The following is a 20,935-nucleotide window of genomic DNA, read 5'->3' as shown; positions in this document are numbered from 1 at the left end:
GCGAAACATGCCAGACCAGCCAAAAACCTACTACCTCACCACGCCGATCTACTACGTCAACGCCCGCCCGCACATCGGCCACGCCTACACCACCATCGTCGGCGACGTCCTCGCGCGCCGCCACCGCCTTCTCGGTGAAGAAACCTTCTTTCTTACCGGCACCGACGAGCACGGCCAGAAAATCGAGCGCAGCGCCGCAGCAGCCGGCATCCCGCCGCAGCAGTTCACGGACAAGGTCTCCGCCCAGTTCCGCACCCTGTGGGACCGCATGGGCATCACCTACAACGACTACATCCGCACCACCGAGCCCCGCCACAAGCAGGGCGTGCAGCAGCTCTTCCGCAAGCTCTACGAGAACGGCTTCATCTACCTCGACAGCTACACCGGCGCCTACTGCGTCTCCGACGAGGCCTTCGTCGACGCCCCCGTCGGCACCCCCTGCCCCGACTGCGGCAAGCTCCTCGAAGAGGTCACCGAAGAAAACTTCTTCTTCAAGCTGAGCGCGTTTCAGAAGCCTCTGCTAGACCTTATCGAATCAAACAAACTTGCAATAACACCTCCATCTGCGCGTAACGAAGTTCTAAGTTTTGTTCGTGGAGATTGGAACTCTATTCTGGAACTCTCTAATGAAGAGTTAGGCGCTGAGCATAGCGAGCCTCTCGAAGTGTTCGAAGCCTTCGATCTCGCGCATCAGAAGGGGCTCTTAGAGAAGTTCGGCGAAGATCTCTACTACATTCCCGGTGCCCTCAAAGACCTAAGCATCTCCCGCAGCAGCTTCTCCTGGGGCATCCCCGTCCCTGAAGACATTCAGAAGGCCGCAGGCGCGACCAAGCCGCACGTCGTCTATGTCTGGCTCGACGCCCTCGCCAACTACATGACCGCCCTCGGCTACGGCAGCGACGACGACTCCCTCTGGCAGAAGTTCTGGCCCGCCGACCTTCATCTCGTCGGCAAGGAGATCACGCGCTTCCACTGCGTCTACTGGCCCGCCTTCCTCATGGCCGCCGACATCGCCACCCCTAAAGCCATCACCGCCAACGGCTGGCTCCTTTTCGACAACGCGAAGATGTCCAAGTCAAAGGGCAACGTCGTCCGCAGCGAAACCATCCTCGAAGGCTTCGGTCGCCTCTGCCCTCCGCCTCTCGCTTTGAAGGGGACGGGCTTCAGCCCGTCCGTCACAAGCCCCATAAGAGAAGAAGGGGCTTTAGCCCCTGAGGCGAATCAACGCGACCGCGACCTCTTCGCCACCGACGTCCTTCGCTATTTCCTGCTCCGCGAGATCCCCTTCGGCCAGGATGGCAGCTTCAGCTTCGACGCGATGATCACGCGCTACAACGCCGACCTCGCCAACGGCTACGGCAACCTCGTCAGCCGCACGCTCAACATGATCCAGCAGTACTTCGCCGGAGCCGTGCCCTCGCCCATCTTCGAAGTCCCCGGCACCGATGCCATCGACACCTCCGTCGTTGGCGCCGCCGCCATCGCCTTCCAGAAGAAGCTCGCCACTCTCCGCGACACCGACTTCTCCACCTTCCTCACCGAAGTCGCAGCCTTCATCACCGTGGTCGACGGCTTCATCTCCGCCGCCGCACCATGGAAGCTCGCCAAGGACCCCACCAAGGCCGACCAGCTTGCCACCGTTCTCTACGTCTCCGCCGAAGCCATCCGCTGGATCTCCGGCACGCTCTTCCCCATCTGCCCGACCATCACCGCCAAGGTGTGGCAGCAGCTTGGCCTCGGCGACATCAACCTCGCCGCCACCGACGGCGAACTCGCCCACCTCATCTGGGGCGGCCTCAAACCCGGAACGCAACTCGGCACCCTCGGCCCCATCTTCCCCCGCGCCGACAAAGGACTTGCACAAATCATGATCGACCTGGAAAACCCCACACCCCTGACAATTGAGAACGGAAAACTGAAAACTCCCGCCACCACCGACCCCGCCGCCCCGCCGCGCACCGCCTCACTCGACGAGCCCTCGGGCACCCTCACCGTCGGCGGCAGCGCAGCGCACACCACCGGCCCCAGCACCACGCCCTCGCACACCGAAGCCCCCGCCTCAGGCATCTTCGCCACGCCACCTGCCGCGCCTGCCGTCTCCGATGCCTCGCCCGAGATCACCATCGACGACTTCGTCAAGGTCGAGCTCCGCATCGCCGAGGTCAAGGTCTGCGAGCGCATCCCCAAGGCCGACAAGCTGCTCCGCCTCGAGGTCGACCTCGGGCCCCTCGGCACCCGCCAGATCCTCTCCGGCATCGCCGAGCACTACACCCCAGAAGAGATGGTCGGCAAACGCATCATCGTCATCACCAACCTCGCCCCTCGAAAGATGCGCGGCCTCGAATCGCACGGCATGCTCCTTGCTGCCAGCGAAGAAGGCGGCAAGCCCTTCCTCGCCACCGTCCCCGAAGGCGTCCCCGTAGGCACCCGCCTCAAGTAGCCCGCACCCATAACGAAAACACCCTTCACGTTGAGTGAAGGGTGTTTCCTGCTTGCTATCCCACCGCCTCGTCTTCCTCTTCTTTTTGTCATTCCCGAAGGGAATCTGCTTTTGTCTCAAGCCCCGGCACCCGTCCCCGCCAGCCCCGGTCTCACCCCTTCAACCCATTCACATAGTCATAGTCCACCTTCAGAGCCTCCATCGGCGGCATATCAAACCCTTCCTGCTCCACAAAGATGTGTTTGATGTTCGAAGCCTTCGCCGCCGCAAAGATCGGCCTGTAGTCGATCGTTCCTCGTCCCAGCTCCGCCGGCGGAGGCGTGCCCTTCGCACTTGGATCAGCCTTCGGCTTGAAGTCCTTCACATGCAGCAGCGAGATCCGCGTCGGATACTTCTTCAACAGCTCCACCGGATCGCCGCCACCGACCTTCACCCAACCACAGTCCATCTCGAACGTGATCAGCTTCGGGTCCGCCGCAGCCATCATCGCGTCATACGCCAGCACACCGTTCTCCCGCACGAACTCCGGCGTGTGATTGTGATACCCCAGCTGCAACCCTTCCTTCCGCAGCTTCTCGCCAATTCCATTCAACTGCTCGATCGTCCACCTCAGATCATCGATGGTGAACTCTCCCTTCGCCGCAGCCTCTCGATGCGACGAATACGCGCACACCACCGACGGACAGCCCAGCGTCTTGTGGAACTCGATGATCTTGTCCACATTCGGAGCCAGCGCCGTGTACGCATAGTGCGCTCCGACACACTTCACCTGCGCGTCCGCCATCGCCTGCTTCACCTGCTCCGCCGTTCGGTTATAGAAGCCCGCCGCCTCCACATCGCGATACCCGATCGCCCCTACCTGCTTCAGCGTGCCCTCATAGTCCTTCGCCAGCTGCTCCCGCACAGAGTACAACTGCAACCCCACCGGCCTGCCCCACGGTGCCGCCAGCGCGCTGCGCCCCGCTATCGTCGCACCTATAACTCCCATGCCTGCAAACTGCACAAAACCACGCCGCGTCATCTGCTCCAAGGCCAAACCTCCAGCTCGACGGAATCGTTTCCATCCCAAGCGCAGAAAGACTAGCAGATCGCCACCAATCTCTGTCCATCAGGCCGCGCCTTCACGCCTTACCTATTAAAATCCAAGCATGAACGTGCGCGTTGGTCTCATCGGCTACGGCTATGCAGGAAAGGTGCTTCACGCGCCGCTGATCCGAGCAGTGCCCGGATTGCAACTCACTACTGTCGCGTCCAGCAAGCCTGAAGAGGTCCGCGCCGACCTTGGTGATGTGCGAGTTTGTACGCCCCACGACCTCATCGCCTCCGACGACGTCGACCTCGTCGTCATCGTCACCCCCAACACCGAGCACCTTCCGCTCGCGCTCGCCGCGATGCAGGCCGGCAAAGATGTCGTCGTCGACAAGCCCTTCACCCTGAACCTCGCCGAAGCCCAGCAACTTCGCACCTTCGCTGAAGCCAACCACCGCTTGCTCACCGTCTTCCAGAACCGTCGCTGGGACAGCGAAGTCCGCTCCGTCAAGGACGCCCTTGACCGTGGCCTTGTTGGCCGTGTCACCCAGTTCGACTGCCGCATGCACCGCTATCGCCCCAACGTCCGTGACCGCTGGCGCGAAAACCCCGGCCCCGGCGCTGGCCTCTGGTTAGATCTCGGCCCTCACCTCATCGACCTGACCGTGCATCTCTTCGGACTGCCCAGCGCCGTCACCGCGGACCTCGCCGCCTTCCGCGAAGGTAGCCTCACCGACGACTGGGCCCACGTCGTCCTCACCTACCCGCAAATGCGCGTAACGCTCGAAGCCTCGCTCCTCGCCGCAGCCCCTCTGCCGCGCTCCGTGCTCTACGGAACGCAGGGCACCTGGGTCAAGTACGGTGCCGACGTGCAGGAGACGCAGCTTCAGCAGAAAATCTCTCCGCTCGATCCTCAATTCGGCATCGACCCCACAAAGACCACCTTCTACTCCGGCGATGGCGCCGTGACCGAACTCGACTCCGTCCCGGGCAATCAGTTCGCCTTCTACGCCGCGGTGCGCGACGCCATCCTGCACGGCGCGCTCCCTCCCATCTCTTTACAGGAGGCCATCGCCGTCATGACCGTCCTCGACGCCTCCTTCCAGTCGGCAAAGGAGCAGCGCACGCTGCCCCTCGCCTTCACCGACTAATCGCACGCTCCCAGAACGGCGGCATTTCAATCCCCACGGAGACGACCCCAGAAAGATAAACCCCACAATCCGGCACAAGCCCCTCGCAGGGTATAGCCTTAGATCTCCCCCACAAAACAGTAATCCTGCTGTCATTGGCGGCCGCACGACGAGGTCCTATGCGTTCAGAAATCATCTTTCGTGCAAGCGAAGCCATCGACAACAAGTACAAACTCTGCCAGACCGTAGCCAAAGCTACGCGCCGTCTCCACATCGGCTCGCAGGAAATGAACCAGACTATCAACAACGCCTTCCTCCGCATCGCAGCCGAAGCCCCTGTGCGTGTGATCCCCGAAGTAGCGTAGCAACATCGTTCAAGCACCACCGAGCCTGCTGACACATCGCTGTCAGCAGGCTCTCTCTGCTGTTCTCAGCAGCATTAGGGAGAAACGAAATGACTCAGAATCAGAAGGCGTGGAAACTCTATGAAACGTACGTAGAGGCTTGGAAACCGATCACCGACGACCAGCGCACCAGCATCCTCGATGAAGTTTTTGCCGACGATCTCCTCTACTTCACCGCTGATTTCCAGGGAGGTCGCGAAGCCGTACTCGCCGACATCAACAGCTTTCAGACGAAGTTCCCCGGCTCGTACTTCACCATCGACGACATCTCCACGCACCACGACATCGCCCTGTTCACCTGGGTCTTCACCCAGCCTGACGGCAAGGTCGTTGCGAAAGGCCATGACCATGTCCGCTTCTCAACGGAGGGCAAAATGGCTGCCATCACCACCTTCGGGCCGTCCATCCCAAAGCCATAGATCAGCAGCCATCACGCGAGGCGTCCCGTTCCTGAAAGCTTCATCGTCAGCAACAGGCTCTGTCGTTCCTCGCGCAGCACCTATGTCTTCATGCGGGGCTGCGTATACCTGGATACTCGAGATCGGCCAGAATCCTTACCCGCTGCTCGTCCAGCACCGCCAGGTTCTCCCACACCTTGTCTTCCGTGTCCGGGACCGGATGAGGAGCTCGCTTACAGGTGACCTTCACCCCTCCGCCCTCCAACTCTGCCCACACCAACACCACCTGCGCTCCCAGCCGTCCCACCAACCGCATCCCGTTCGGATAGAACGGCCCAAGCGGATCGCGGTCCATCAACAAGGCACCCACCTCCCCTGCCTGCAGCCTTCCGCGCATCTGCATCAACGCCATCGGTCCCTGAACCACGGGATACAAGCCCTCCGTGCAGCCTGTCGCCAACCACTCGCCCTCGGGTGCAATGTGCTCTTCCGCCGTCACGATAAACGAGGCTCGCACGCCATGCTCAATCAGCCCACGCATAGCTACGCGCATGCCAGGCAAATGCACACCGCACAACAGCACCCCTCCGGAGTGTGCAACCGCCTCGGTCAAGGCCTCCAGTCCAACCACCGTGAAACGCACCGGAAACCCGCCACGCCGCGTCAGTTCGGCAAGCCACCACTCCAGCGCCACCGCCGCCAACCATGTTGCCTTGCGCCGGGAGCCAATGCTCGACACCCGACCCTGCCACAGACTCAGCCGCACCTCGCTGCCATACCAGAAACGCCGGGGAACGAACCCTGCCACCACATGTACCCGAAAAGACAGGGGCACAGCTCTCTTGATCTTCGAAGCAAAGACACGTACACGCACTCGCACTGCTTCCTATCCCGTACACCGAAATTTCTATCTATGCTGCCTATTGTCCTACCTGGAACACCATGTAGCGCGCCATCCCCGTCCCTGCATTGCGCATCGCATGGGTCGTCCCGTATGCCACATAGATCACATCCCCGGCCACCGCCCGCTCTTTCTTGCCATCGTGCTCAAACTCCACCTCGCCTTCGAGCACCGCGACCATCTCCGAATGCGTGATCCGGTGCAGCGCAGGAGCAGGTGTGCCCGCCGGAATCCAGCTCTCATGCATGGACGCCGTCTCACCCGTCGCAAGCGTCCCCATAAACGCACTCAGCCGCTCGCCACCATTCGGCAGCTTAGTTCGCTCTGCAGAACTAGTCTTGAATACCTTCGACCCGCCTGCGAAGTCACCGCTGGCCTTCGTGACCTCCGCCTCCTGCCCTCTCGCAACAGCAGCCACACCAGCCGCCGCCAACCCCACCATCACTGACCTTCGGTTCACGCCTTCACCTCCAGTCCTTTGCTGACCGAAACCACAAAGTAGAGCGCATTGGTCGTCCCGATATTCTTCAGGCCATGCAGCCGGTTCGAAGCATTGAAGATGATGTCACCCGGCACCACCGGCCGTGCATCTGCAACGCCTTCGTTCAGGTGCTGCAGCTTGCCCTCGCGAATCAGAATGAACTCCGAGTTCGGATGACGATGCGGAGGATGCGGCATCTGTCCCGGAGGCAGCATCGTCTCATGCACCTCCACGATCTCGCCTGTCGCCAATGTCCCGTGCGTCACCGCGCGGCTCCAGCCACCGTTCGACGAAGGCTTCTCCACCATCTCCGAAAACCGAAACACGTGCGACACGGTCAAATCCTCCGACCCCGCCCCACCCGTTTGCGCCTCTGCCGCTGTCGCTCCCAGCGCAGCAAACGCCGCCAACGCTCCCAGAACATCCCGCCGATTCATCGCATCCACACCACACCTCCAAAACTCGCGAGCATCATACCTGTCAGACAGCACCACCGTCCTCCATCCATCCCCACCTGATCCCTTCGCGACCTTCGCGCAGAACCTTCCCGCCCTCCGCGTTCAAAGCCCCTGTCCTTTGCTTTTCACTCACCCTCCTCTCCCCCTTTCCCCTGTTTTGCTGTCAAGCCCCCTTTTACCCTAACCTGCACATTTGAATAGAGATATCTTTTGGATGTTTGCTGTGCGCCATTCGCTACAATAGCAGTAGGGAATAAACAAGAGTCACGTCACACCCGCCACATCTTGCCGACTCACTTCACGACTTTCCACTCATAGTCCACGCTTAAACCAAGCGCAATCAAGACTTTGAACCATAAGGTGGGGGGGTACCCCAAGGAATCGCAATATGCTGATCGATAGTCACTGCCATCTCGACGATTACGAAGACCTCGCGCCGATTCTCGCCAACGCCGAAGCAGCCGGAGTCAGGAAACTTCTCGCCATCGGTATCGGAGAAGGTCCAGACACGATGCACCGCGCTTTGGAACTCGCAAACCAGCACCCCGAAATCTTCGCGACCGCTGGAATTCACCCGCAGGAAGCTCAGCGCGCAACGCCGGAAGCTCTCGCAAAGCTCGCAGCGCTCGTCCAGGACCCGCGCTGCATCGCTATCGGCGAGATCGGCCTCGATTACTACCATCTCGGCAACCCGGACATTCCGACGCAGCACGCTGCCTTCATCGCGCAGCTGAAGATCGCCGCTGCCGTCCGCAAGCCGATCACAATCCACTGCCGAACCTCGGAGCTCGCGATACCCGCAGCAAAACAAAAATACGAACCAGCAGACGCTTGGGAAGATCTTCTCGCGCTCCTCGCCGAGCATTGGACACCGCACAATCTTCCCGGCATCATGCACTGCTTCTCCGGCAATGAAGCTCAGGCAGCGCGCTCGCTCGCCATCGGCTTCTATCTCAGCTTCGCTGGCAACGTCACGTACCCGAAGTCAGTGACGATTCAACAGGTCGCAGCGTCAGCGCCCGCCGATCGCATCCTTGTCGAAACCGACGCTCCGTTCCTGACGCCGATCCCGCTGCGCGGCCAGCCCAACGAGCCAGCAAATACTGCGCTCACCGCTAGCTTTGTCGCCAACCTTCGTGGCATCTCGCCAGCATCGCTCGCCGAGCAGACCACCGCAAACTTCCACCGCCTGTTCCCTGCGACTGCGTAGCGACGCATCAGGCATAATGAACATCCAAGCAAAAGAGGAAACATCATGGCAGCAGATAACAGCTTCGACGTCGTCAGCAAAGTAGAGATCCAGGAAGTCAAGAACGCCATCGACCAGGCGACCAAAGAGGTCAACGCACGCTTCGATCTGAAGAATTCCAAGTCAACGATCGTGCTCGAAAAAGAAGAGGCCATTCAACTCGCCTCGCAGGATGAGTACACGCTCAACGCGGTCACCGAAATTCTCGGCCAGAAGCTCGTCAAGCGCGGCGTATCGCTGAAAAACCTCGAGTACGAGAAGATCGAACCCGCCTCGAACTCCTCCGTCCGCCAGAAGATCAAGCTCAAGCAGGGCATCTCGTCCGAGCCCGCGAAGAAGATCGTCGCGATGATCAAGGACTCGAAGATGAAGGCGCAAGCCAGCATCCAGGGCGACACAGTCCGCGTGACCAGCAAGGACCGCGACACGCTGCAACAGATCATGGGCCTGCTACGCGGTAAAGACCTCGGCGTCGAGCTGCAGTTCACCAACTTCCGCAGTAACTAGCGGCACATATCCATGCGCCCATGTCCCGTTTGGGGCATGGGTTTTGCAGGATACTCGACTCAGCTAGATAACTTTCGTATCCCACAGTCCCGCCGCTTTTGGACTTCGTCCTAACCCTGCTACTCTTAGAGGTACGTGAGCTCTATCTCCATCGCGTCGGCTGCTGAGGTCTTCGACCTCCTCAAGGACGACCTCGCCGCCATTGAGCGCGAGTTCACTGGTCAGTCTGCATCTCCCGTCGCTGTCGTTACAGAGATTGCCAACTACCTCATCGCAGGTGGTGGCAAGCGCATCCGGCCCTTGCTGCTGATCCTCGCGGCCAAGGCGCTCGAGAGCAAGAGCGACGCTCGCATCCGCCTCGGGGCAGTGGTAGAAATGCTGCACACCGCCACGCTGGTCCACGACGACATCATCGACGAAGCCAGCACGCGCCGCGGCAGACCTTCTTCCAACACCACCTGGGGCAACGCCAAATGTGTTCTTGCCGGCGATTGGCTCTACATGCAGGCCTTCCAGACTGCCCTTGAAGAGCGGAACTTCCGCATCCTCGATCTTCTGATCTCGCTGACGCAGGAGATGGTTGAAGGCGAGCTACTGCAGATGGAGAAGCTCGGCCACCTCATTAACGAGGAAGAGTACTTCGACCTGATTTATCGCAAGACTGCGTGTCTCTTCCAGGTCTCGATGAAGCTCGGCGCGGTGATCGCGAACCCTTCGTCCAATGGACACGATAAGGAAGAGAACTCCCCGTTCGAGCAGACACTCGGCGAATACGGTCGCAACCTTGGCCTGGCCTTCCAGATCGTCGACGATGTGCTCGACCTGACCGCGACCGATGATGTGCTTGGAAAGCCAGCAGCAAGCGATCTTCGCGAAGGCAAAGCGACGCTCGCCGTGATCCATGCTCTCGAACGCGGCACCGGAGCCGACCGCGAGGCCATTCGCACAGTGCTCGCTGACCGTAGCTTCGCCCGCGTCGCCCATCAGGACATTCTGGAGATTCTGCAGCGGCACGGCTCCCTCGCCTACGCGATGGACACAGCCTGCGCCTATGCAGAAGCAGCGCGCCAATCGATCGCCGAGCTACCGGAGAATGAATACAAACGTGCCCTGCTCTGGGTGCCGACGTTCGTTACGACTCGCGACCGCTAAAGTCGTCCGTCGTCTAGGTCCAAATCATCTTCCTCCACCTCGACATCCAGCTCAGCCACCCGCACCGGCCCGTTCTCCTTCGGTTCGAGCAAGACCTCGATGCGGCTCTCTGCGTTCGCGAGCTGCTTCTTGCAGGCGTCTGAGAGCGACATCCCGCGTTCGAACAGGCTTACGTTGTCCTCGAGCGAGAGGTCGCCGCGCTCAAGCTTTTCGACCACCTTCTCCAGTTCTGCCAATTGATCTTCAAAGTTCGCCATTAGCCCTCCAGGCCCTCAAGCACTTCGACCGCAGCCGAGTACTTGCCGAACGGCGCGCTGACCTGCACGCCCTGTACCTCGCCACGCACGCTGGCCAGCATCTCGCGCGCGATCTGTAATCCAATCTCCAGCGACTCTTCCTTATTGGTCGCCGCCGCCATGCGCTTCAGTATCTCCTCCGGCATGGAGACCTTTAGCTGGTCGCGCATGAACTCCGCATTGCGCAAACTTGTGAGCGGCCAGATGCCAGCGACGATAGGTATGCGGAAGCTTTCGATGCGGCGGAGGAACTGTTCCAGCAGCCGCAAATCGAAGACCGGCTGTGTAACGCCGAACTCGGCACCGGCTTCGACCTTCAGTTCAAAGCGGCGGATCTCGTGGTCGATGTCCGGCACGCCGGGATTCGCGGCGACCGAGATCGTAAAGCCTGCCGATGCATTGATCGGATTGCGTCCTAAATCGAGACCATGGTTCAGGTCGCGCACGATGTTCACCAGGCCGATCGCGTCCACGTCGAAGACTGCCGTCGCATCGGGATAGTTACCCATCTTCGGCGGATCGCCGGTGAGGCACAGAATGTTCTTCAGCCCGGTGGAAGCTGCACCGAGCAAGTCACCCTGCATGCCGAGCACGTTGCGGTCGCGGCAGGTGTAGTGCAGCACCGTCTCAATGCCGACCTGCTGTTCGATCTGCAGGCAGAGGCTCATCGCGCTCATTCGAGCGCTGGCTCGTGGCGAGTCAGGGATGTTGATTGCATGGACGCCGTGCTCTTTCAGCAGCTTCGCTCCCGCAATCTCCTTCGACGAATCGAAACCCTTGGGCGGAACGATCTCCACCATTGTCACGAACTCACCCGTAGCAATTCGGCGTCCAATGCCAGAGCGCTCAGCGAGTGGTTTCGGCTCAACGCCCTGCTCTGACTCAACGCTTGCCTGCCGCGTCATGCCGGGTGCGGAAGACTCACCGACCACCTGCGCCTCCAAGGCGCGCAAGGCGCCTCGCATGGCGCGAATGTGCTCGGGCGTAGTGCCACAGCAACCACCCACCCAGCTCGCTCCGGCACGCACAGCCTTACGCGCGAAGCTCGCCATGTACTCCGGCGAGGTCAAATAAATATGCCTGCCCTCAACGGTCTTCGGCATACCCGCGTTCGGCATTGCGACAAGCGGCAGCTTCGTCACAGCCCTCATGCGACCGATCACGCTCAGCACTGTATCCGGACCGACGCTGCAGTTGCAGCCTAGCGCATCCGCACCGGCCGCAGTCAGCGTCTGCGCGGCCATCTCCGGCGTATTGCCGTCGAGACAGTTCCCTGCCTCATCCACCGTCATCAACACCACGATCTTCAGCTGCGGCGCCGCCTCCCGCGCGGCGAGCACAGCCTGCTCGGCCTCAGCAACAGACATCATCGTCTCGGCGATCAGCAGATCGACGCCGCCTTCAGCCAGCGCGGCGATCTGCTCTGCAAACGCGGCGCGCGCTTCCACCAACGTAGTCTCGCCAGCCGGTTCGAGCTTCAGGCCGAGTGAGCCGACGGCTCCGGCGACGAACGCCTGCGTGCCTTGCTTTTCCGCCTGCGCCTCAACGCACCGCCGAGCCACTGTGGCTCCCGCGCGGTTAAGGGCGGCGACCTTGTCCCGCAGACCGAAGCGCTCCAGCCGGAAGGCGTTGGCGCCAAAGGTGTTGGTCTCGATGATCTGCGCGCCCGCCTGCAGATAATGCTCATGCACGCCACGGACGATCTCCGGCTGCGTCACGTTCAGTTCGTCATAACAGCGGTTGATGAAAACTCCGCAGCCGTACAACATCGTGCCCATCGCGCCGTCGCAGAGCACAGTTTCGCCTGCGAAGAGCTTTGCGATCGCGTCATTTCTTTCCTCGATGGGCATTTCTACCGCAGCAGCCATGGATCTCCGTTCTTGCTCATTTCTAACGCCTCAAGGTCCAGACGTAACCTCCATCGTATAACGCCGGGCCGCTGCCGGAGCCTTCTCCACACCCGCCGGACGACCTGCTGGCTCACCTCTGCCTGATATACTCGTCTGAAGTCTGTAGAAGTCCCAGCGCACCGGCGCAACCGATTTGGAGTGGTTAAAGTTGAAGATTCGAAGTGTCTCTGTCCGGCTCTATGTCGGCCTCCTTTTGGCTGCGTCTACCCTGGCGCTCTCCTCCTGCCGCGCGCCGCTGTATTACTACCCTGAGTACAACACTGCTGGCCGTGCGACCCCGCCCAGCGGGCTGCTTTATCGCGTGATGGCTGCGTACACCACCGGTGTTAGCGGCGGTCTGGAGATGCTGGATGGCGAGCGCGATCTGCGTGGCAACGTTCAGAACACGATCACGCACTTTACGATCTCTGGCTATTCCGAACTGGACCCCGTCCAGATCATCAACTATCCGGAAGAGACCACCGGCTATGTCTTCTCTTCTAACGATGGCGCGCTGACGACCATCAACTACAGCAAGGAAACCAGCTCCGGTACGGCGGTCAGCTTCGGCGCGAACGCCCCCTCCGCAGCTGCTTCAGTAAACGGAGTCACCTTCCTCGGTGCCTCGCAAACGACCGGGCAGTTTGTGATGTCCTACGGCGGAGGCAGCTACGCGTTCAGCCTGCCGAACGTGGATAAGGTCGTTGTCTCCCAGGGCAATACCGTGATGTTGGCGATGGTCAAGAACTCCAACACGCTCTATCGCGTGGTGAAGCTACCCGCGACTACGACGCCTGTGATTCCCCCCGGATCCGTGGACTGCGAACCGCTGTTGCTGCCGACCTTCTGCATCGTACCGGTGAACGGTACCTTTGACCGTCCGCACGATGTGTATTTCTCTCTCGACGGCACCACAGCTGACGTTCTGAACAGCGGTCCCGAAGCGGGTGGAACGACTGCCAGCGTGGCGTTTCTGAAGATGTCGACGCTCGACTTCAACAACGTTCCCACAGCGAGCCCTGACGTATCGGCGATGGCGACGTTGCCGGTGGCGAATCCGGTGCTGATCCCTGGGGGAGTCACGGTCGCGCTTTCGGACTCTAACTATCTCTATCTGGCGGGGCAACAACTCCAGGGTAGCGGCTTGTTTGCAGGTAACCTGACCCTGCTGAATCTGTCCACCTACAAGGCCGGTTCGCCGGTTTCGATCTCCGACGGCACACATACGCGCCTGTTGTTCGCGGATGACAATACCCTCTGGGTCGGATCGACACAGTGCGCCAATGGAGTGCGAGCGTATACAGCGACCCAGGAACTGAATGCCAAGGGCGTTACGGACCAGGCCGGCAACTATAACTGCCTGACCATGGTGACCCTGAACGGAACGAGCACGCCGACAGCGCAGATCGTTCCAGCAGTGACGCAGAACACCGGCACGCCCGCCTCTGCTGTCACCGTTGCGTACCCCAACACCGACGACAACCTCTATTACTACGGCAGCGCGACGGGCATCTGCTGGGTACAGGGCTTCCATAAGGTCTTTACAGCCTATGGCGGTCAGATCCACGCCTTCTACACCGGCGGCGCGATCACCGATCCCCGCGATCCTGGGTACAACACGACTCCGGCAGCTGGTACGGAAATCAACAACTACAACATCACCATCCAGGGCACCGTGCTGGACGTGGCTTACATGGACGCGCTGACCAACAGCGCGAACTAACCTGATGCAGCAGACAAGTCCCTCCGTAGTCGACGTTCTTGCCATCGCAGCCCATCGCGATGACGTGGAACAGACTTGCGGAGGGACTTTGCTTGTGCAGCAGGCCCTCGGCTGGCGGACAGGTATCCTCGACCTGACCCGCGGCGAGGCAGGCACTCGTGGCTCGGCTGCCGAACGGGAAGCCGAAGCCGATGCCGCTGCCGAGATCCTGAAAGTCAGCCATCGCGAGGCGCTTGACCTGCCAGATGGCAATGTGCAGAACACGCTCGAGAACCGCCTGAAGATTGCCGCTGTACTGCGACGACTTCGGCCGCGCGTGGTCATCCTGCCTTACTGGCAGGGACGCCACCCAGACCACTACACCACGGCAACGCTGGGCTATGAAGCTTGCTTCGCTGCCGGACTTTCGCGGCTCGACCTCGATGCTTCGCACGGAGCGCCGCACCGGCCTTACAAGATCCTCTACGCCTCGCTCTACTCCGATGTCCGGCCTACCTTCGTGGTCGACATCACACCGTACATTGAGACACGTCAACAGGCGCTACTCGCCTACCGTTCGCAGTACGGTGAGCAGACAATGGGCGCGGGTCTCTTTGTGCCGGAAGCGGACATTCGTGAGCGCATGTACTCGACGGCACGTCATTACGGTCTGCTGGCAGGAGTTCGCTATGCAGAGCCATTCGTGCAGCGAGAAGTTTCGGCGGTGAGCGATTTGATGTCACTTCCAGTTCAAAGCATTTAGTCGAACATTTCTATCTTTCTTGAATCCTTTCCAATCCAAGCGAACCTTGTTCGCGTGAATGATACAGAGCAAGCGTTGTCGTGATGCTTGTTCCAACGCCATATTGGGAGGCATGATCGCGTTTCATCGGTCGACGAAGTTCAAGAATATTTACTTCGTTGCACCCTATGAAAGCGCGCTTCGACCGGTAGACATCCATCTTCTGCCACTCCGAATCAATCAACCCGTAACTCTGCCATTTTCACTTCACTCGCAGGAGATTTCCTGCCGAGGCGAGGATTCCCTACGCAAAATGGCGGACGCCTCACGACAGCAAAGATTTTCTGGGCCAGAACGTAAGACACACGGATTCACAAGGAGAAGTATCGTGAAGAAACTCGATGACAAGCTGAATCACCTGTTTTCACGGCGTAATTTTCTCGCCGGTGCAGGCACAACCGCGGCAGCTGCGATGATGGTGGGCTGCTCCAACGATAGCGCGGCTCCCGTAACGACGACGCCCACCAGCACCTTCACGGATGCCGATGTGCTTAACTTCGCGTTGAATCTGGAGTACCTCGAAGCGTCCTTCTATCTTTACGCTGCGAATGGCTCTGGTCTCGCTGCAGCAGACATGGCCGCGCCCAGCGGCTACAGCGGCTCGTACACGCAGGGTACGATCAAGACCAGCGGCAACATCCCGGTGACCTCCGTCGCCTCAGGTTCGGCTGGCGCGCTCACCGCAGCACAGCAGAACATCATCAATGAGATCGCCTATGAAGAGCAGTCGCATGTGCGCTTTCTCCGGTCGGCTCTCGGCTCGGCCGCGGTACCCTGCCCAGCACTCGACCTCACTTTCTTCAGCACACTTGCAAATGTGACCCCGGGTATCGGCACACCGGCAACAGGCACGGGAGCCTTCAGCCCTTACACCAGCTTCAATAACTTCCTCATCGGCTCGTTCATCTTTGAGGACGTAGGTGTCACGGCATACTCCGGCGCAGCCCCGCTGATCAGCACGACGACGACGGGCAAGACGTATCTCACCGCAGCGGCCGGCATCTTGGCAGTCGAGGCGTACCACGCAGGCTATGTGCGCACAGCCATCACTGGCATCTCGGTGGCGACCAGTTCCAACGCCCTGATTGGTCTGGCGAACAGCGTGGCCGCTCTTCGCGCTTCGCTCACGGTTGGCAACACAGCTGCTCCAAGCACCTCGGGATCGGTTGAGACCGCTCTGACGCTGCCGACCTCCTACAGCACGCCCAGCGCAATCGTTGCTGCGGATCCTGTAAAGGCCGTTGGCTTCTCGCGTACGGTCAACCAGGTTCACCACATCGTCTATGGGTCTGCCACGGTCGGCGTAAAGTCCGGCGGCTTCTTCCCCAACGGAACGAACAGCATCTTCGCGACCACAACGGCTTAATCGGCACTGACTGAAGGACGGAAAATATCATGGCAACCTTAGAGACTCAAATTCTGGACGACATCATCGTCAAGAGCCGCCGCAAGATGCTTTCGCTTGGCGGCGCAGCCCTCGCCGGACTCGTGGTCGGCGCTGGTTCAACCAAGGCAGAGGCACAGTCGGCAACGTATACCGATAACGACATCCTCAACTTCGCTCTCAATCTCGAGTACCTCGAGGCGAACTTCTACTACCTCGCGGCCTTCGGTTGCACCATCAACACGCCGAATGCTGCTGCCATCGCGGCAGGCGCACCTTCGGCCGGTATCCCGATCACCATCACCGGTGGCGGCGTTGGCACGGCTGGCACGGTAAACACCACCGGCGCAAACCAGGTGCCGTTCGGAGCCACCACGACAGGCACGACCGTCGGCTCTTACGCGACGGAGACGGCCATCGAAGAAGGCAAGCACGTACTCGCCCTTCAGGCTGCTCTGGGTACGCTCGCTGCGAACCAGCCTGCGATCAACCTCAGCTCTGCGCTCTGGAACTCCCTCGGTGGTCTGGCAACCTCGGGTGCTGTTACGACGTTCTCGCCCTACCTCAGCAATCCGTTCTTCCTCATCGGAGCCTACGTGTTTGAGGATGTAGGCGTCACGGCATACCACGGCGCTGCGGCCCTGCTGACAGGTACCACCACGACCCTTCCGGTTGCGGCTGGCATTCTGGCGGTTGAGGCGTACCACGCAGGCCTGGTGCGTACGACGATCAACAGCCTCGACCCGAATAACACCAACGGCTACCTCACGCTAACCAACCAGGTGTCGGCTCTGCGGGCCACGCTGGCAGCGCAGGGTACGGCAGCCAGCACCTTCGACCCGAGCCCGGATGACTTCGGCCTCATGGCTGTCGGCGCCGGTGGAACGACACTGACCCCGCCCACCGTCTCGCTTGCCGGCACAACCGCCGTCAGCGCAACCCGCTTGGTCGACGTTGACCTTTCGGCGTCGGACCCCACCAACAGCATCGCGATTGCGCGCACTACGAACCAAGTGCTCAACATCGTCTGCGGTGGATCGAAGGTCTCGGCTGGCGGCACGGTTACACCGACAGCAACGGGTCTGTTCTTCCCCGCTGGCCTCAACGCCGGTGCCAACGGCTTCAAGTAGATCGAACCCGCAACAGCAGCAAAGCCCCGCCATCTGCGGGGCTTTGCTGTTTAGTTGCTGCTCACTTATTGGTGGTTGCGATCTCTGCCGTCATCTTCTCGCGGACAAGTTGCACCAGAATCTCGGAGCAATACTCCGGTGCCTGAAACTCGAAGCGACGTCGGGTCGCCAGCACCTTCGCTGAGACACCATCCCATCCAGCATCGAAGACGGCTCCCGCCGGCACGATCACGGCATCAGTGCGGTCCAGATACCGCTTCGCTGACTCCTTGAAGTCGCTCACCGCAGGATCGAGCACACTGAGCGACAAGTCCGGCTGCAGGAAGCGAAGAACGCTGTTGGACTCGACGATAACATTGCCCTCGTTGGCCTGAGCCGAAAAAAGCAACTGCCGAACCCGCGGCATCGCCTCTGCCAGCTGCCCCTGCCGCGTGCGCACCCAGAAGGACCGGATCGCGCCAGCCGCGAGATAACGCGACGAGTCTGTGCCGCTGGTGCGCTCTCGTTCTTCGCTGACGGCGATCGTGTGGTCCGCTGTCTCGCAGTCGCAGGGCTCACCGTTCGCCGAGCAGACGCCGTGTCCGAATTGCGTGATCTTGATGGCTGTCCAGCGTAACTCCGGCAACGCGGCGATCAGGCCAGCGACGACACTGGTCTTGCCGATGTTCCGCGTGTGTCCGCCGACGACGACGATCGCCATTGAGCCTCCCTGCTCCTCCGCCAAAGAACTTCTACTTCAGACGCCGTACCTTAGCCATGGTCTTCAGGAAATCGCGCACGGGCTCCGCAGGCGTGCCCGCAAACATCTCACCCTCCCCGCGTATCGTTTTGCCAGGGTAAACGCCGCCCTGACCACCAAGGATCACGCCCTTGCCCACTGTGGCGTGGTCACCGAGGCCCACCTGCCCGGCAAGGATCGCGCCATCCTCGATCACACATGAGCCGGAGATGCCCACCTGCGAGGCAATTACCACGTGTTTGCCCACCTGACAGTTGTGACCCACCTGCACCAGGTTATCGATCTTTGTTCCTTTGCCGATCCTCGTCTCGCCAAGCGCGCCACGGTCGATGGTCGTGTTCGCACCAATCTCAACGTCGTCCTCGATCACCAGTTTCCCCTGCTGCGGAAAGAGGAGGTACTCGCCCGTCTCTCGGTTGCGTACGTAACCGAAGCCGGTAGAGCCAAGTACCGCTCCAGCCTGCACCACGACGCGACTGCCAAGCTCCACACCTTGCAGGATCTTTGCACCCGCCCCAATCACGACGTCATCGCCCATTCGCACATTGGCTTCGACTACCGCTGTCGCGCCGACGCGTAGACGCTTGCCCCAGCGCGCGCTGTCGTCGACGAACGCGCTGGGATGGATGCCCAAGGCACTTTCGGCGCTCAGTTCCTTCGCGACGAGCGCGAAGACGTACTTTGGTGCCTCTACCCCTAAGACGCGCGCGTCAGCCTCGGCACCCTCAGTCGCTGTATGGCCTTTCAAAAGCTTAAGGGGGGCCAGTACCAGCCCAGCCTTTGAAGCCAGCGCTGTCGCCAGCGACGCCTCGTCCTGCGCGAAGACAACGGCATCGGGCCCGGCGTCTTCCATGCTTGCCACGCGCGTGAGCGGTGTTGCGGGAGGCTGCTGCTCTTGCCGCAGCTTCGACACCGAATTCTGCGTTGGGCTGCCAGGTTCCATCCCTGCGAGCGCGGTGATCTGTTCTTTCGTAAGGCTCTTCATCGATACAATCTCTCCTCACCCGGAGGGCGCGTCTTCCAGCGACGATGCACCCACAACCACTGCTCCGGGTAACGCCGAATATACGACTCAGTGACAGCGGTAAACAACGCCGTGTTAGCTACGATGTCCGCTTGCGCGTCGCCGGTACGAACTAACTCGATCTGCGGGCCGAAGCGCAGCACATACTTCCGCTCGGAAGCTTCCCATAGCAGAAAGCCCGGGATCACTGCAGCGTCGGACCTGAGTGCGATGCGAGCCATAGCCGTAGCCGTGCAGGCAGGCACACCAAAGAAGGGTACAAACACTCCCTGCGGGGGTGTCATGTTGGTGTCCATCAGGATGCCCACAGTCTCGCCCTTGTTCATCGCAGTCAGCAACCCACGTGCGAAGTCATCTTTGTGGATGACACGGTTGCCATGTAGACAGCGAATCCGGTTTACATACGCATCCACCAACGGATTGTCTAGCTTGCGGATTACCATCGACATGGGATAACCCACCAGCGAGTGATAGAAGCTTGAAAGCTCCCACGCGCCGAGATGGCCTGTGAGTACAAGCACCCCCTTGCCTCGATCACGGGCCGCAAGATAGTTCTCCAGACCGGCGTAACGAATGAACATCGATGCCTGCGTTGCGGTATAGCGGGACATCTTGCAGAACTCGGCCAACTCCCAGCCCAGCGAGCGATACACGCCGTTCAGGATCCTCTCGCGCTCTTCAGCCGTCGTCTCCGGAAGCGCCATGGCAAGGTTTTGAAGTCCGGTCTGACGCAGGCGAGACAGGGTCACACGGACCAACGTTCCCAGTGCAGCGCCGACCGCTCGCGCGACTCGGCGCGGCATGACGCCAATCGCCGCGACCAGCAAGCGTAGAGCGCAATATTCCACGCGATGCTGCATACCCGGAGAGGCGGCCTTCGGATTGATTTTGATATGAGCCAACAACGAACAGTCTATCCGCTTGCTGCGTCCGCTTGCATGTGAATCCGGATTGCTCTGCAAAAGCAAGAGGGGCGACCGAAGTCGCCCCTCTGTGCAATATTGCTGACTGCGCTCAGATTACTGCGCGTCCTTCGAAATTACGAAGTACTTCGCAACGGTGTGAACAAAGGGACGAGCGTTTTCAGGCGTCACCACCTGGCCAGAAAGCACACCCTTGAAAGGTACATCCGAACCGTACTCAGTGCGTGTATCGTCTGAGTTCTGCGAAAGCACCGTACCGTCGAGGTCGATACCAGCGAAGAGACCCTTGCTGCGCGAGTAGGTCAGGAATTCAGCATTGAGCTTCCAGTCCGTACCAGCCTGGGCATTGCGGCCTACCGGGCCAGCCGAAGCAGCGGCATCGCCACCGATCTTGAATTTGTTCGTCAGCATGTGCTCCAGGCCGCCCTCGTTCATAGCAACGAGAATCAGATCCGTTGCCTGTCCGCCGATCTGGAAGCCGAAGCTACCACCGGTCAGCTGTACGAATACTGGCGAGCTCCAACCCTTTGGCGTGCGGCAGGTCGCCACACCTTGGCCATACTGAGCACCCACAACAAAGGCGCCCTTCTTGAAGCTCGGAACCACCACCAAACACTTGGCGTCAGCCAGGATCGACTGCGGAATTGCCTTATCTGGAGCCGCCATCACTTCGTTGATCACGTTCGTGGCACTCTGCAAACGATCCGTCAGCTTTGCATCCTGAGCGTGCGCAGGAACCATTGAGGCAGACATCGCCACAGCACAGAGAACACCCATCAACTTTTTCATTATTCAAACCTTTCAGAACAATTGGCAGGGATCGTCTCGCAACGCTCAACCGCCTATGTTTGGTCTGATGGAAAGAGCCACGATGAGGTTGCACCGCGCGCACATATG

Annotated in this window: 21 protein-coding genes; 11 read left to right on the top strand and 10 right to left on the bottom strand. The window is 60.3% G+C overall.

The genetic code is table 11. The annotated features are described in order from the left end of the window. Positions 1 to 7 precede the first annotated feature (7 nt). Complete coding sequence (gene metG, locus OHL14_RS13690; protein WP_263379913.1) at positions 8 to 2,440, top strand: methionine--tRNA ligase subunit beta; 2,433 nt, start codon at positions 8 to 10, stop codon at positions 2,438 to 2,440. 151 nt (positions 2,441 to 2,591) lie between these two features. Here the strand turns inward: metG and OHL14_RS13685 are convergent, their stop codons facing one another. Then, positions 2,592 to 3,461 (bottom strand): sugar phosphate isomerase/epimerase family protein, encoded by an 870-nt coding sequence (locus OHL14_RS13685; RefSeq protein ID WP_263380287.1) that lies wholly within the window; start codon positions 3,459 to 3,461, stop codon positions 2,592 to 2,594. A 127-nt stretch (positions 3,462 to 3,588) separates the two neighbouring features. On the opposite strand from OHL14_RS13685, the gene OHL14_RS13680 reads away from it, so the two are divergent. The 3 genes from OHL14_RS13680 to OHL14_RS13670 all read left to right on the top strand — a co-directional run bounded on the left by OHL14_RS13680 (position 3,589) and on the right by OHL14_RS13670 (position 5,422). Next, positions 3,589 to 4,620 (top strand): oxidoreductase, encoded by a 1,032-nt coding sequence (locus OHL14_RS13680; RefSeq protein WP_263379912.1) that lies wholly within the window; start codon positions 3,589 to 3,591, stop codon positions 4,618 to 4,620. A gap of 158 nt (positions 4,621 to 4,778) precedes the next feature. Continuing rightward, a complete protein-coding gene (locus OHL14_RS13675; protein WP_263379911.1) occupies positions 4,779 to 4,964 on the top strand; it encodes a DNA-directed RNA polymerase subunit omega in 186 nt (61 codons plus the stop codon). 89 nt (positions 4,965 to 5,053) lie between these two features. Further along, positions 5,054 to 5,422, top strand: coding sequence for a nuclear transport factor 2 family protein (locus OHL14_RS13670; protein WP_263379910.1), 369 nt, complete (start codon positions 5,054 to 5,056; stop codon positions 5,420 to 5,422). Between the two features lie 88 nt (positions 5,423 to 5,510). Here OHL14_RS13670 and OHL14_RS13665 read toward each other — a convergent pair whose 3' ends face one another. The 3 genes from OHL14_RS13665 to OHL14_RS13655 form a co-directional block, all read right to left on the bottom strand. Next, complete coding sequence (locus OHL14_RS13665; protein ID WP_263379909.1) at positions 5,511 to 6,236, bottom strand: lysophospholipid acyltransferase family protein; 726 nt, start codon at positions 6,234 to 6,236, stop codon at positions 5,511 to 5,513. Between the two features lie 85 nt (positions 6,237 to 6,321). Continuing rightward, entirely contained in the window at positions 6,322 to 6,762 is a 441-nt protein-coding gene (locus tag OHL14_RS13660) for a cupin domain-containing protein (RefSeq protein ID WP_263379908.1), read from the bottom strand. Continuing rightward, positions 6,759 to 7,220, bottom strand: coding sequence for a cupin domain-containing protein (locus tag OHL14_RS13655; protein ID WP_263379907.1), 462 nt, complete (start codon positions 7,218 to 7,220; stop codon positions 6,759 to 6,761). Before OHL14_RS13655 ends, OHL14_RS13660 begins: the two co-directional genes overlap by 4 nt. Positions 7,221 to 7,629: 409 nt before the next feature. On the opposite strand from OHL14_RS13655, the gene OHL14_RS13650 reads away from it, so the two are divergent. The 3 genes from OHL14_RS13650 (at position 7,630) to OHL14_RS13640 (ending at position 10,149) form a co-directional block, all read left to right on the top strand. After that, a complete protein-coding gene (locus tag OHL14_RS13650; protein WP_263379906.1) occupies positions 7,630 to 8,451 on the top strand; it encodes a TatD family hydrolase in 822 nt (273 codons plus the stop codon). Positions 8,452 to 8,496: 45 nt separating this feature from the next. Further along, the gene (locus tag OHL14_RS13645; RefSeq protein ID WP_263379905.1) at positions 8,497 to 8,997 is read left to right on the top strand and encodes a YajQ family cyclic di-GMP-binding protein; all 501 of its coding nucleotides are present in this window, start codon (positions 8,497 to 8,499) and stop codon (positions 8,995 to 8,997) included. A 135-nt stretch (positions 8,998 to 9,132) separates the two neighbouring features. Beyond that, positions 9,133 to 10,149 carry a polyprenyl synthetase family protein gene (locus tag OHL14_RS13640; protein WP_263379904.1) on the top strand — a complete coding sequence of 339 codons (1,017 nt, stop codon included), beginning with the start codon at positions 9,133 to 9,135 and terminating at the stop codon, positions 10,147 to 10,149. On the opposite strand, the gene xseB is transcribed toward OHL14_RS13640, so the two are convergent. Together xseB and OHL14_RS13630 are read right to left on the bottom strand one after the other, a co-directional pair. After that, complete coding sequence (gene xseB, locus OHL14_RS13635; RefSeq protein WP_263379903.1) at positions 10,146 to 10,406, bottom strand: exodeoxyribonuclease VII small subunit; 261 nt, start codon at positions 10,404 to 10,406, stop codon at positions 10,146 to 10,148. The genes OHL14_RS13640 and xseB overlap by 4 nt on opposite strands. Continuing rightward, complete coding sequence (locus OHL14_RS13630; RefSeq protein ID WP_263379902.1) at positions 10,406 to 12,313, bottom strand: bifunctional homocysteine S-methyltransferase/methylenetetrahydrofolate reductase; 1,908 nt, start codon at positions 12,311 to 12,313, stop codon at positions 10,406 to 10,408. The genes xseB and OHL14_RS13630 overlap by 1 nt, the downstream gene beginning before the upstream one ends. 190 nt (positions 12,314 to 12,503) lie before the next feature. Here OHL14_RS13630 and OHL14_RS13625 point away from each other — a divergent pair, with 190 nt between their 5' ends. The 4 genes from OHL14_RS13625 (at position 12,504) to OHL14_RS13610 (ending at position 17,352) form a co-directional block, all read left to right on the top strand. Then, positions 12,504 to 14,057: a hypothetical protein gene (locus OHL14_RS13625; RefSeq protein WP_263379901.1), complete on the top strand. Its 1,554-nt coding sequence runs from the start codon at positions 12,504 to 12,506 to the stop codon at positions 14,055 to 14,057. 4 nt (positions 14,058 to 14,061) lie between these two features. Continuing rightward, positions 14,062 to 14,799 (top strand): bacillithiol biosynthesis deacetylase BshB1, encoded by a 738-nt coding sequence (gene bshB1, locus OHL14_RS13620; RefSeq protein WP_263379900.1) that lies wholly within the window; start codon positions 14,062 to 14,064, stop codon positions 14,797 to 14,799. 367 nt (positions 14,800 to 15,166) lie between these two features. After that, complete coding sequence (locus OHL14_RS13615) at positions 15,167 to 16,204, top strand: ferritin-like domain-containing protein (protein WP_263379899.1); 1,038 nt, start codon at positions 15,167 to 15,169, stop codon at positions 16,202 to 16,204. Between the two features lie 29 nt (positions 16,205 to 16,233). After that, on the top strand, positions 16,234 to 17,352 hold the full coding sequence (locus OHL14_RS13610) for a ferritin-like domain-containing protein (RefSeq protein WP_263379898.1): 1,119 nt from the start codon (positions 16,234 to 16,236) through the stop codon (positions 17,350 to 17,352). Positions 17,353 to 17,413: 61 nt separating this feature from the next. Here OHL14_RS13610 and OHL14_RS13605 read toward each other — a convergent pair whose 3' ends face one another. From OHL14_RS13605 to OHL14_RS13590, 4 genes are all read right to left on the bottom strand, one after another. After that, a complete protein-coding gene (locus OHL14_RS13605) occupies positions 17,414 to 18,052 on the bottom strand; it encodes a hypothetical protein (RefSeq protein ID WP_263379897.1) in 639 nt (212 codons plus the stop codon). A 31-nt stretch (positions 18,053 to 18,083) separates the two neighbouring features. Further along, entirely contained in the window at positions 18,084 to 19,076 is a 993-nt protein-coding gene (locus OHL14_RS13600) for a UDP-3-O-(3-hydroxymyristoyl)glucosamine N-acyltransferase (protein ID WP_263379896.1), read from the bottom strand. Next, positions 19,073 to 19,975 (bottom strand): lysophospholipid acyltransferase family protein, encoded by a 903-nt coding sequence (locus OHL14_RS13595; RefSeq protein WP_263380286.1) that lies wholly within the window; start codon positions 19,973 to 19,975, stop codon positions 19,073 to 19,075. The genes OHL14_RS13600 and OHL14_RS13595 overlap by 4 nt, the downstream gene beginning before the upstream one ends. A gap of 159 nt (positions 19,976 to 20,134) precedes the next feature. After that, the gene (locus tag OHL14_RS13590) at positions 20,135 to 20,827 is read right to left on the bottom strand and encodes a lipid-binding SYLF domain-containing protein (protein ID WP_263379895.1); all 693 of its coding nucleotides are present in this window, start codon (positions 20,825 to 20,827) and stop codon (positions 20,135 to 20,137) included. Positions 20,828 to 20,935: the final 108 nt, after the last annotated feature.

The sequence above is a fragment of the Granulicella paludicola genome (assembly GCF_025685545.1).
GTDB classification, from domain to species: Bacteria; Acidobacteriota; Terriglobia; order Terriglobales; family Acidobacteriaceae; genus Granulicella; species Granulicella paludicola.
The sequence above is the reverse complement of the archived record's forward strand: the minus strand, read 5'-3'. Positions and strand labels throughout refer to the sequence as shown.